We start from the raw sequence: 11,759 nt of genomic DNA on the forward strand, positions 1-11,759 counted from the left end.
CACAAAAGTATCAGGCAATGTTCAGATATTTGTGCGTCTGCATCGACAGCCGCCAGTTGCGGGCGATACAGGTTTCAATGCACAGACGGGTCGCATCGTCTTTCTGGCTGATAGGCTGTAGCGCGATCACGCGCTGCTTTTCGTCCGTCAGCGTCGCCAGCAGTTCATCCAGCGCTTCGATGTCACGCACGCGCCCCACCGGATGTTTGATCTCATCAGCACGCTCAAGCGCCTGCGACAGTACGTCATACCCGCCGCGCATATTCACTTTTGGTGAAACCGTGACCCACGTTGAATGGGAGCAGCGCACTTCATGGGTGCCGCTGGTTTCGATCTGACAGCTATAGCCGTTCTTCTCGAGCAGTTCGGTGAGCGGCATCAGATCGTGAATGCAGGGTTCCCCGCCGGTGATCACCACATGCCGCGCCGTCCAGCCCTGACGACCAATAATGGCAAGCAGATCTTCCGCGCTGCCCGCGCCCCATTTATCGCTCTCTTTGGTTTTCGCCAGAATGCTGAACAGCGACACTTCCCGATCTGCGAGCTTATCCCACGTATGTTTGGTATCACACCAGGCGCAGCCAACCGGGCATCCCTGTAAACGAATAAAGATAGCGGGAACGCCGGTAAAGTAACCCTCGCCTTGCAGGGTCTGGAACATCTCGTTAATCGGGTACTGCATAGTCAACTCTGTTAAGGGGATAAACGATAAGTATCGCAGATCCCCGCCAGATGATCATGCTCCATCGGTGCTTTGCGCGCCAATTGCCGCCATAAACCGTTCCGTAATTTGCTGTGGTCGGGTGATCGCCCCGCCGACGACAACCGTGTGCGCCCCCAGCGCCAGACACCTGGCCGCGCGTTCAGGCGTATCCACGTTACCTTCAGCAATCACGGGGATCGTGACGGCAGACAGCACCTCTTTCAAAAACGCGCAGTCATTTTCCGGTAGCGAATGGCCCGCAGTCTCCGCCGTATAACCGTAAAGGGTGGTTCCGACGCAATCAAACCCCAGCGCCTGCGCGGCCACGGCCTCCTGCACGGTGGCAATATCCGCCATCAGCAGCAGCGAAGGGTAACGGGTGCGGATCTGCGCGATCAGCATGTCCAGCGATCCGCCACCGGGCCGTTTCCGGGCGGTCGCATCCAGCGCAACGATCTCCGGGCCGACCGCCATCAACTCATCCACTTCTTTGAGCGTTGCGGTGATGAACACCTCGCTGTCCGGATAGTCTCGTTTGATGATGCCGATTACCGGCAGTGAGACCAGCCCTTTGATAGCCTCGATATCCACCACGCTATTGGCGCGGATCGCAGCGGCACCGCCCTGGGCCGCCGCCAGCGCCATTCGCGACATAATAAACGGGCTGTGCAGCGGTTCGTTTTCCAGCGCCTGGCAGGAGACGACCAGTTTTCCTTTCAGGTTATCCAGTACAGTTTTCATTACGATAAGATCTCTTCTACTTCGTTTTTGATAATGGTGACGTGCGGGCCATAGATGACCTGGACCCCGTTGCCGCGGACGATTACGCCGCGGGCGCCGGTCGCTTTCAGTGCAGATTCATTGACTTTGCTACCGTCTTTCACCGTGACGCGAAGGCGCGTGGCGCAGCAGTCAACGTCATCCAGATTGTCTTTTCCTCCCAGCCCGGCGATCACCGCCGCGGCGCGCTCGCTTTGCGGCAGGGTAGCCTCGTCAGCCAACGCCTCCTTTTCACGGCCCGGCGTGGCAAAATCAAAACGTTTGATCAGATAGCGGAAGGTACAGTAGTAAAGGAAGAACCACGGTACGCCCACCAGCGGGACGAACATCCAGTTAGTTTTCGCTTCCCCCTGCAAAATGCCGAACAGCACGAAATCAATAAACCCGCCGGAGAATGTTTGTCCGATGGTGATGTGCAGCATGTGCGCGAGCATGAACGCCAGCCCGTCAAACAGCGCATGAATGACGTACAGCACCGGGGCAATAAACAGGAATGAGAACTCTATGGGCTCGGTAATTCCCGTCAGGAATGAGGTTAATGCCGCAGAGAGCAGCAGCCCGGCAACCCGCTTTTTGTTCTCCGGCCTGGCCGTGTGGTACATCGCAAGGCAGGCGCCGAGCAGACCAAACATCATGGTAATAAAGCGCCCGGACATGAAGCGCGACGTGCCCTCATAGAAATGCTGCGTGTTCGGGTCGGCGAGCTGGGCGAAGAAGATCCGCTGCGTGCCCTCAACCAGGTGACCGTTAACAATTTCACTGCCGCCAAGCGCGGTGGTCCAGAACGGAAGATAGAAGATGTGGTGCAAACCAAACGGGCCAAGCATGCGCAGGATGAAGCCGTACAGCAAAGTCCCCAGATAGCCGGTGGCATCCACCAGCCCGCCGAGGCCAAAGATCAGCTTCTGAAAATGCGGCCAGACCACGGTCATCAGCGCGCCGACGAGTATCGCCGCCAGTGAGCTGATAATGGGAACGAAGCGTGAGCCGCCAAAAAAGCCCAGGAATTGCGGAAGCGCAATTTTATTAAACCGATGATGCAGTGCGCAGGTCACCAGCCCAATAACTACCCCACCAAACACGCCCGTTTCAAGCGTCTGAATACCCAGCGTCATGCCCTGCCCTACGGCGCCCGGGTTCTCATGCGCCAGTTTTCCGGTCAGGATCAGCAGCGCATTGATAGTGGCATTCATCACCAGATAAGCAAGCAACGCCGCCAGCCCTGCCGTGCCTTTATCATTTTTCGCCAGCCCAACGGCGACCCCAACAGCAAACAGTACCGACAGGTTTGCAAACACAATCGAGCCTGCGCTGCTCATGATGGTAAAGATGGCCTGTAGCCAGCCAACGTCTAAAAATGGATACGCAGTAAGCGTATTTGGATTCGATAGCGCCCCGCCGATCCCCAGCAACAGACCTGCTGCGGGCAGTATGGCGATGGGTAACATAAAGGATTTGCCGAAGCGCTGCGCTTTTTCAAACCATCCGCCGGAAGACGCTCCGCTGAACATTTGCATCATTTTTTTATCCCCCTTGGTTATTGATGAAAATTTTTACCATATATATTTTTAATTGTGAAAATTACCACCAAAAACCAGGACACCGATCATACTTTTTCGAAATGACTGGCATCTCTCCCCCGCTTTCCGCCACACTAGTTGGCAGAGAAACGCATTAAGGATCTAGCATGTCGGACCATGAAAACCTGCTGCTGAAGCTACGCCAGGAGGCTTCCGGGTACAGCCCAACGCAACAAAAACTGGGGGAGTTTGTCCTCAACGATCCTGCCAGGGTGCTCTACCTGACGATCACCGAGCTGGCGCGTGAAAGCGGCACCAGCGAGGCCAGCGTCACACGCCTTTGCCGCACGCTGGGCTGTAAGGGATATAACGAATTTAAAATGGCGCTTGCGCTGGATATTCAGCAGGGTTTGCCGGAGCGTCAGGCAGGAGATGCAATAGATAACGTGGTGGATGAGTCTGTCCAGGCGCTGCAAGATACCGCAAAACTCCTCGACCGGGCCCAGCTTGAACAGGCGACACTGGCCCTGCATCAGGCGCAGTCAGTGCAAATTTACGGAGTGGCGGCCAGCGCGATTCTGGGGGAGTATTTGCATTACAAGCTGCTGCGACTCGGCAAACCTGCACAGCTGTTTAGCGATATGCATCGCGCCGCCATGAATGCGACGACGCTCTCGAAAGAGACGCTGGTGGTGGCCATCTCAAGTTCCGGCTCTACACGGGATCTGCTTCACGTGGTGAAACTCGCCCGCAAGAGGGGCGTTAAGGTACTGGCACTCAGCAATACGCCTCGCAGCCCGCTGGCCTCCCTGAGCGATTTACAGCTGGTTGCAGCCAAACCCGAGGGACCGCTGAGCGCGGGTGCGCTCAACGCCAAGGTTGGCGTGATGCTACTGGTTGAACTGCTAACCACTTCCCTTATTGCAGTAGACAGCCATTACGGTGACGTTAGCCAGCAAACGGCAAGCGCCACGTTGCCGCTTCTGCTATAGAAAACAAAAAACCCGCCGAAGCGGGTTTTTTCATAAGAACGAAGGTTCAGGCTTATGCCTGGCCTTTGATCTCTTTACGACCGTTGTAAGGTGCTTTTTCGCCCAGCGCTTCTTCGATACGAATCAGCTGGTTGTATTTAGCAACACGGTCAGAACGGCTCATAGAACCGGTTTTGATCTGGCCAGCAGCGGTACCAACAGCCAGGTCAGCGATGGTAGCATCTTCAGTTTCGCCAGAACGGTGAGAGATAACCGCGGTGTAGCCAGCGTCTTTCGCCATTTTGATCGCAGCCAGCGTTTCGGTCAGAGAACCGATCTGGTTGAATTTGATCAGGATGGAGTTAACGATGCCTTTCTCGATGCCTTCTTTCAGGATCTTGGTGTTGGTTACGAACAGATCGTCACCAACCAGCTGGATTTTGTCGCCCAGTACTTTGGTCTGGTATGCGAAACCATCCCAGTCAGACTCGTCCAGACCGTCTTCGATAGAAACGATTGGGTACTGTTTGGTCAGGTCTTCCAGGAAGTGGGTGAACTCTTCAGAGGTGAACGCTTTGTTGCCTTCGCCAGCCAGAACGTATTTACCGTCTTTGTAGAATTCAGATGCTGCGCAGTCCATCGCCAGGGTGATGTCTTTGCCCAGCTCGTAGCCTGCTGCTTTAACTGCTTCAGCGATAACAGCCAGTGCTTCTGCGTTAGAACCCAGGTTTGGCGCGTAGCCGCCTTCGTCACCAACAGCCGTGTTCATGCCTTTAGCTTTCAGAACTTTAGCCAGGTTGTGGAACACTTCAGAACCCATACGTACCGCTTCTTTCAGGGTCTTCGCGCCAACTGGCTGAATCATGAATTCCTGAATATCAACGTTGTTGTCTGCGTGCTCACCACCGTTGATGATGTTCATCATTGGTACAGGCATGGAGTATTTGCCTGGGGTGCCGTTCAGTTCAGCGATGTGCTCGAACAGTGGCATGCCTTTAGCTGCCGCTGCCGCTTTGGCGTTCGCCAGGGAAACGGCCAGGATTGCGTTCGCACCGAAGTTAGATTTGTTTTCAGTACCGTCCAGATCGATCATGATCTTGTCGATGCCAGCCTGATCTTTAGCATCTTTGCCAACGATAGCCTGAGCAATAGGACCGTTAACAGCGCCAACCGCTTTCAGTACGCCTTTGCCCATGAAACGGGATTTGTCGCCATCACGCAGTTCCAGCGCTTCGCGGGAACCTGTAGAAGCACCTGATGGAGCCGCTGCCATACCGACGAAACCACCTTCCAGATGAACTTCAGCTTCAACGGTCGGGTTACCACGGGAGTCGATGATTTCACGACCGATGACTTTAACGATTTTGGACATTAGATTTTCCTCAGTACAAGTTAAACTAAAACTCCAGACAAACAACGCGTACCAAAGGTACGCGTTGCCGTTCTAACTTTTTTTACTTCGCCTGACGCTTCTGGTACTCGCTGGCGGCTTTCACGAAGCCTGCAAACAGCGGATGCCCGTCACGCGGCGTTGAAGTAAATTCCGGGTGGAATTGGCAGGCCACGAACCACGGATGGTTAGGCACTTCGATGATCTCGACTAACTGATCATCCCCGGAACGGCCCGCAACACGCAGACCCGCAGCTTCAATTTGTTTCAACAACATGTTGTTGACTTCATAGCGGTGACGATGGCGCTCGGTGATGACCGGCTCGCCGTACAGCTTGCGTACCACGCTATCGTCGGACAGCTGGCAGGCCTGTGCGCCAAGACGCATGGTGCCACCCAGATCGCTCTTCTCGGTACGGACTTCGACGTTACCGTCTTCGTCGCGCCATTCCGTAATCAGCGCCACAACAGGGTACTTACAGTCTGGCACAAATTCCGTAGAGTTCGCGTTTTCCATTCCCGCTACGTTGCGCGCAAATTCAATCAGCGCAACCTGCATACCCAGGCAGATACCGAGGTATGGAATATTGTTCTCACGCGCATAGCGTGCAGTGGCGATCTTGCCTTCAACACCACGGTAGCCGAAGCCGCCAGGGATGAGGATAGCATCCAGATCTTTAAGAATTTCAACGCCGCGCGTCTCCACATCCTGTGAATCAATCAGCTTGATGTTCACAGAGACGCGATTCTTCAGACCACCGTGTTTCAGCGCTTCGATAACTGACTTGTAGGCATCCGGCAGTTCGATGTACTTGCCGACCATACCGATAGTCACTTCGCCGCCCGGATTGGCTTCTTCGTAAATCACCTGCTCCCATTCAGACAGGTTAGCTTCCGGACAGTTCAAGCTGAATCGTTTACAAATATAATCGTCCAGACCCTGTGATTTCAACAGGCCCGGGATTTTATAAATGGAATCGACATCTTTCATTGAAATAACGGCTTTTTCAGGCACGTTACAGAACAATGCAATTTTCGCGCGTTCGTTCGCCGGAATCGCGCGATCGGAACGGCAAACCAGGATGTCAGGCTGAATACCGATGGAGAGCAGCTCTTTAACAGAGTGCTGAGTCGGTTTGGTTTTCACTTCACCTGCTGCCGCCATGTAAGGCACCAGCGTCAGGTGCATGAACAGCGCGTGCTCACGACCAATATCTACCGCCAGCTGACGAATCGCTTCGAGGAACGGCAGGGATTCGATATCCCCCACGGTACCGCCGATTTCAACCAGCACAACGTCATGCCCTTCGCCACCGGCAAGGACACGCTCTTTAATGGCGTTAGTGATGTGTGGGATGACCTGCACGGTCGCGCCCAGGTAGTCACCACGGCGCTCTTTACGCAGAACGTCAGAGTAGATACGGCCAGTCGTAAAGTTGTTACGACGGGTCATTTTGGTACGGATGAAACGCTCGTAGTGGCCAAGATCCAGATCGGTTTCAGCGCCGTCTTCAGTAACGAACACTTCCCCGTGTTGGGTTGGGCTCATGGTGCCAGGATCGACGTTGATGTACGGATCCAGTTTCATCATGGTCACATTGAGGCCACGGGCTTCAAGAATGGCTGCGAGGGAGGCTGCGGCAATGCCTTTACCCAGAGAGGATACGACCCCGCCGGTCACAAAAATATAGTTCGTTGTCATGCTGAACCTGAGAAGTTAGGGTGAAACGATGGAATAACCAAGACGGGAAAGTAGTATACCCGAACACGACGAGCGCCACAAACTTTCATTCTCCGTCTCCACTCCAGGCCATGACAAACATAAGGAGTGAGAAAATAGCCCCTTTTGGGTAAATGTTTTTGACGCAAATCAAGCGCTTGTCATTTAAAAAATCACACAAATTGCGCTTGATCGCAAAATCTCGTTAGAGATCATGTTCCTGGCGTTTTACTTCCTGCCAGACTTCTTCCATCGCGTCGAGGTCAATCCCGCTCATTTCCAGGCCGCGCGAGGCCACAATCCGCTCAACTTCGCGAAAGCGTCGTTCGAATTTAATGTTTGCTTTTTGCAGGGCGGTTTCCGCTTTTACACCGAGGTGGCGCGAAAGGTTGACGGTCGCAAACAGCAGATCGCCCATCTCCTCTTCCAGCTTTGCTTCATCCACAACGGCCTGCTGCGCTTCATGCATCACTTCGTCGATCTCTTCGTGCACTTTTTCCAGCACCGGGCCGAGAGAGTTCCAGTCAAACCCTACCGCCGAGCAGCGCTTTTGAATTTTGTGCGCGCGCATCAGCGCGGGAAGGTTCAGGGGAATGTCGTCCAGCGCCGAGTGCTGGGATTTTCCAGCGCGTTCGGCGCTTTTTATCTGCTCCCAGCGCGCCAGCACTTCCGCACTGTTGCCTGCGGAGGCATCGCCAAAAATATGCGGATGACGACGCTCCAGCTTGTCGCTGATAGCGGCGCAGATATCGTCAAAGTTAAAGCGCCCCTCTTCCTGCGCCATCTGCGCGTAGAACACAACCTGGAACAGCAGGTCGCCCAGCTCACCGCGCAGGTCGTCGAAATCTTCGCGCGAAATCGCGTCCAGCACTTCGTAGGTCTCTTCCAGCGTGTAAGGCGCAATGGTGGCGAAAGTCTGCTCTTTATCCCACGGGCAGCCGTTTTCCGGGTCGCGCAGGCGTTTCATGATGCCAAGCAGGCGGTCGATTTGAGTCATAACAGATTCCATTAAATGCCTGAGCCGGGTGGCGGCGTTGCCTTACCCGGCCTACAGAAGAGGATGTTTAGCCGCCGTGCAGACGACGCGCGTCAATCACATCCGGCACCTGGTTCAGTTTGCCGAGTACGCGGCCCAGCACCTGAAGGTTATAGATTTCGATAGTCATATCGATGGTGGCAAGCTGCTCGCGGGTATCGCTGCGGCTGGCAACGCCCAGCACGTTGACCTTCTCGTTGGCGAGAATGGTGGTGATGTCGCGCAGCAGGCCGCTGCGGTCGTTGGCAGTGACGCGCACCACCAGCGAGTAACCCGCCGAGTAGCTCTCCCCCCAGACGGCTTCCACGATACGTTCCGGCGCATGCGATTGCAGCTCTGCAAGCTGATCGCAGTCGGAGCGGTGAATCGAGATCCCACGCCCCTGGGTGATAAAGCCGACAATATCGTCTCCCGGGATCGGCTGGCAGCAGCGGGCAATATGGTGCATGAGGTTACCCACCCCTTCAACCACCACGCGGCCATTGTCCTTGCTGCGCTGCTGCGGAGCGTAGGTTTTCTGCTGGAGTTGTTTCAGCGCTGCCGCATCCTGCTCCGCTGCGCTTGGCTTGTTGAACTGCGCTTGCAGGAAGTTCACCATCTGGTTCAGGCGGATATCGCCGCCACCAATCGCCGCTAACAGTTCGTCGAGCTCGTTGAAGTTGTAGCGTGGCAGCAGGAACTTCTCCGCCTCTTTCAGGCTTATCCCGATATGTTCCAGCTCGTCGTCCAGGATCTGACGACCGGCAAGGATGTTCTTGTCACGATCCTGCTTGCGGAACCAGGCGTGGATTTTAGAGCGCCCACGGCTGGTGGTAACGTAACCGAGGTTCGGATTCAGCCAGTCGCGGCTTGGGTTTGGCTGCTTCTGGGTGATGATTTCAATCTGATCGCCCATCTGGAGCTGGTAGGTAAACGGTACGATACGTCCGCCGATCTTCGCCCCGATGCAACGGTGCCCCACATCGCTGTGGATGTGGTAGGCGAAATCGAGCGGCGTGGAGCCTGCCGGCAAATCAACAACATCCCCTTTCGGGGTAAAGACGTAGACGCGATCGTCGAAGACCTGACTGCGCACTTCGTCGAGCATTTCGCCGGAGTCGGCCATCTCTTCCTGCCACGCAATCAGCTTACGCAGCCAGGCGATACGGTCCTCGTGACCGGAGCGACCGCCGCCGGAGGTACCCTCTTTGTATTTCCAGTGCGCCGCCACGCCCAGCTCGGCGTCTTCGTGCATCTGTTTGGTACGGATCTGAATTTCCACCGTTTTGCCGCCAGGGCCGAGCACCACGGTATGAATAGACTGATAGCCGTTTGGTTTGGGGTTGGCGACGTAGTCATCAAACTCATCCGGCAGATGGCGGAAGTGAGTATGCACTATCCCCAGCGCGGCATAGCAGTCCTGGAGACGCTCCGCCACGATACGTACGGCGCGCACGTCAAACAGCTCGTCAAAGGCGAGATGTTTCTTCTGCATTTTGCGCCAGATGCTGTAGATGTGCTTTGGACGCCCGTAGACCTCGGCGCGCACATTCTCCTCTTTCATCGACTGGCGCAGCCCGCTGACAAATTCCTCGATATAGTGCTCGCGGTCAATGCGGCGTTCGTGCAGCAATTTTGCAATGCGTTTGTATTCCGCCGGATGCAGATAGCGGAAGCAGTAATCTTCCAGCTCCCACTTCAGTTGCCCGATACCGAGACGGTTCGCCAGCGGCGCATAGATATTCGTACACTCTTTAGCGGCCAGGACGCGCTCGTCTTCCGGCGCATCCTTCACTTCACGCAGATGGGCAACCCGTTCGGCCAGCTTGATCACCACGCAGCGGAAATCATCTACCATCGCCAGCAGCATGCGACGGACGTTATCCACCTGCTCGGAAGAGACAGAGTCCGTTTGCGCGGCTTTAAGCTGACGAATGGCTGCCATGTCACGCACGCCGTGGATAAGCGCCACGACGGACTGGCCGACGCTTTCACGCAGGACGTCTTCCGTCACCACGTCGGCGTCCGCCAGGGGGAACAGCAGTGCGGCCTGTAGCGTTTCGATATCCATGTTCAGCATGGAGAGAATTTCAACCATCTCCACGCCGCGCCACAACAGCAGTTCAGCGTCCGGATGCCCCTGCGTTGTGCGTAAACAATAGGCCCAGGTTTCGGTTAAGCGTTCACACGACTGCTGGCTGGAAATCCCCAGACTTGCGATCCATTTTTGAGGGTCAAACTCACCAGCTTTATTTAAATGTGCACTTCTTACCGCAACCATCGTCCTCTCCTTTAGGGACAAGGGCCTGTCGAAGTCGACAAGCCAAACTCATTAGATGTGCTCGAACAACACCATCGATTCCAGATGACCAGTGTGCGGGAACATGTCCAGCATTGCCAGACGTCGAATCTGGTAACCCCCGCTCAATAATGCTTCGCTGTCACGGGCAAGCGTCGCCGGGTTACAGGAAACATAGACCACGCGTTCAGGCGCGAGTTTAATTATATGCTGCATCACGCCCGGCGCACCTGCGCGCGCCGGGTCGAGCAGGATCTTATCAAAGCCCTGCTTAGCCCACGGTTGCTGAGTAACATCATCCTCAAGATTTTGATGAAAGAATGTCACATTTTGCAAGCCGTTCTGTTGGGCGTTTTCCCGGCCTTTCACCACCAGCGCCTCAACGCCTTCCACCCCGACCACGCTTGCTGCTTTGCGGGCCAGCGGCAGGGTAAAGTTACCCATACCGCAGAACAGATCGAGCACCCGGTCAGTGGGCTGTACGTCCAGCCACGCCAGCGCGTTCGCCACCATCTGCTGGTTCACGCCGTCGTTAACCTGGATAAAATCCCGCGGGCTGAACGTTAAGCGTAGCCCGTCTGACGCATACCAGGGCGCTTCTCCGCTGACCTGCTCAAGTATCTCGCTTTGCGGCGCGAGGAAAAGCGCAAGCTCATGAGAATGCGAAAAGCGTTCCAGTTTTTCGCGATCCGCCTTTGACAGCGGCGCGGTGTGGCGCAGTACCATCAGCGGGCCACTGTTGGCCAGCACCAGTTCGACATGGCCCAGCGAACGCACGCCATCCAGCGATGCAAGACAGTGGTGCACGTCCGGGAGCAACGCCTCAAGATGGGGCACCAAAACAGGGCACTGCGTGACAGAGACGATATCGCTGGAGCCGGCTTTGCGAAAACCCATCTCCAGCCGCTCGGTTTTGGACTGGTAGCTGAGGCTCAGGCGAGCGCGGCGACGGTAGCCCCAGGGCCGATCGGCAATGATGTCATTCACGTCGTGTCCGACCAGGCGGGCCAGCGCGCTGCTTTTACTTTTTTGCTGTAATTCTGTGCTGGCATGCTGTTGCTGGCAGCCACCGCAGACGCCAAAATGGGGGCAGCGAGGCGTCACGCGCTCCGGGCTATCATTAAGACGGCGCTTGACCTGACCGCGCGCATACTGACGTTTGTCTTCCGTCAGCGTAATATCTGCGCGTTCTCCTGGCAGCAAACCTGTGATAAACAGTGTCTTACCCTTATGACGCGCCACCCCCTGTCCAAAAGGATCGAGGTCCGTGGCTTCAACAGTTATGATCTGACGCGTCGTCACGCGTCGTTTTGCAGAGTAGAATTGCGCCATCGCCGAGATTGTTCTCAAATAAACATAAT

At 55.5% G+C, this 11,759-nt stretch carries 9 protein-coding genes; 1 reads left to right on the forward strand and 8 read right to left on the reverse strand.

The window, feature by feature from the left end; translation table 11 throughout:
• Nucleotides 1-10: 10 nt before the first annotated feature.
• Genes queE through ACJTMZ_RS09625 form a run of 3 tightly spaced genes read right to left on the reverse strand, consistent with a single transcriptional unit; the run spans nt 11 to nt 3,003 of the window.
• Nucleotides 11-682, reverse strand: a complete 672-nt coding sequence (gene queE, locus ACJTMZ_RS09615) for a 7-carboxy-7-deazaguanine synthase QueE (protein WP_006811780.1) — start codon at nt 680-682, stop codon at nt 11-13.
• Nucleotides 683-736: 54 nt separating this feature from the next.
• Complete coding sequence (locus tag ACJTMZ_RS09620; RefSeq protein ID WP_017692753.1) at nt 737-1,444, reverse strand: N-acetylmannosamine-6-phosphate 2-epimerase; 708 nt, start codon at nt 1,442-1,444, stop codon at nt 737-739.
• Complete coding sequence (locus tag ACJTMZ_RS09625; RefSeq protein ID WP_017382825.1) at nt 1,444-3,003, reverse strand: maltose/glucose-specific PTS transporter subunit IIC; 1,560 nt, start codon at nt 3,001-3,003, stop codon at nt 1,444-1,446. Before ACJTMZ_RS09625 ends, ACJTMZ_RS09620 begins: the two co-directional genes overlap by 1 nt.
• Before the next feature lie 167 nt (nt 3,004-3,170).
• On the opposite strand from ACJTMZ_RS09625, the gene ACJTMZ_RS09630 reads away from it, so the two are divergent.
• Nucleotides 3,171-3,995 (forward strand): MurR/RpiR family transcriptional regulator, encoded by an 825-nt coding sequence (locus tag ACJTMZ_RS09630; protein WP_015571725.1) that lies wholly within the window; start codon nt 3,171-3,173, stop codon nt 3,993-3,995.
• 52 nt (nt 3,996-4,047) lie between these two features.
• On the opposite strand, the gene eno is transcribed toward ACJTMZ_RS09630, so the two are convergent.
• The 5 genes from eno to rlmD all read right to left on the reverse strand — a co-directional run bounded on the left by eno (nt 4,048) and on the right by rlmD (nt 11,730).
• Nucleotides 4,048-5,346 (reverse strand): phosphopyruvate hydratase, encoded by a 1,299-nt coding sequence (eno, locus tag ACJTMZ_RS09635; protein WP_006811784.1) that lies wholly within the window; start codon nt 5,344-5,346, stop codon nt 4,048-4,050.
• An 82-nt stretch (nt 5,347-5,428) separates the two neighbouring features.
• Nucleotides 5,429-7,066, reverse strand: coding sequence for a glutamine hydrolyzing CTP synthase (gene pyrG / locus ACJTMZ_RS09640; protein WP_003862718.1), 1,638 nt, complete (start codon nt 7,064-7,066; stop codon nt 5,429-5,431).
• A 223-nt stretch (nt 7,067-7,289) separates the two neighbouring features.
• Nucleotides 7,290-8,081: a nucleoside triphosphate pyrophosphohydrolase gene (gene mazG / locus ACJTMZ_RS09645; RefSeq protein WP_062938577.1), complete on the reverse strand. Its 792-nt coding sequence runs from the start codon at nt 8,079-8,081 to the stop codon at nt 7,290-7,292.
• A gap of 67 nt (nt 8,082-8,148) precedes the next feature.
• Nucleotides 8,149-10,380, reverse strand: a complete 2,232-nt coding sequence (relA, locus tag ACJTMZ_RS09650; protein WP_003862722.1) for a GTP diphosphokinase — start codon at nt 10,378-10,380, stop codon at nt 8,149-8,151.
• A 51-nt stretch (nt 10,381-10,431) separates the two neighbouring features.
• Nucleotides 10,432-11,730: a 23S rRNA (uracil(1939)-C(5))-methyltransferase RlmD gene (gene rlmD, locus ACJTMZ_RS09655; protein WP_103270333.1), complete on the reverse strand. Its 1,299-nt coding sequence runs from the start codon at nt 11,728-11,730 to the stop codon at nt 10,432-10,434.
• Nucleotides 11,731-11,759 lie beyond the last annotated feature (29 nt).

It is taken from the genome of Enterobacter sp. DN (assembly GCF_046054285.1).
Classification (GTDB): Bacteria; Pseudomonadota; Gammaproteobacteria; order Enterobacterales; family Enterobacteriaceae; genus Enterobacter; species Enterobacter hormaechei_C.

Excerpts from the sequence above, each read along its gene's own strand:
- queE (WP_006811780.1), bottom strand. The coding sequence starts at position 682 with ATGCAGTACCCGATTAACGAGATGTTCCAGACCCTGCAAGGCGAGGGT.
- ACJTMZ_RS09620 (WP_017692753.1), bottom strand. The coding sequence starts at position 1,444 with ATGAAAACTGTACTGGATAACCTGAAAGGAAAACTGGTCGTCTCCTGC.
- ACJTMZ_RS09625 (WP_017382825.1), bottom strand. The coding sequence starts at position 3,003 with ATGATGCAAATGTTCAGCGGAGCGTCTTCCGGCGGATGGTTTGAAAAA.
- ACJTMZ_RS09630 (WP_015571725.1), top strand. The coding sequence starts at position 3,171 with ATGTCGGACCATGAAAACCTGCTGCTGAAGCTACGCCAGGAGGCTTCC.
- eno (WP_006811784.1), bottom strand. The coding sequence starts at position 5,346 with ATGTCCAAAATCGTTAAAGTCATCGGTCGTGAAATCATCGACTCCCGT.
- pyrG (WP_003862718.1), bottom strand. The coding sequence starts at position 7,066 with ATGACAACGAACTATATTTTTGTGACCGGCGGGGTCGTATCCTCTCTG.
- mazG (WP_062938577.1), bottom strand. The coding sequence starts at position 8,081 with ATGACTCAAATCGACCGCCTGCTTGGCATCATGAAACGCCTGCGCGAC.
- relA (WP_003862722.1), bottom strand. The coding sequence starts at position 10,380 with ATGGTTGCGGTAAGAAGTGCACATTTAAATAAAGCTGGTGAGTTTGAC.
- rlmD (WP_103270333.1), bottom strand. The coding sequence starts at position 11,730 with ATGGCGCAATTCTACTCTGCAAAACGACGCGTGACGACGCGTCAGATC.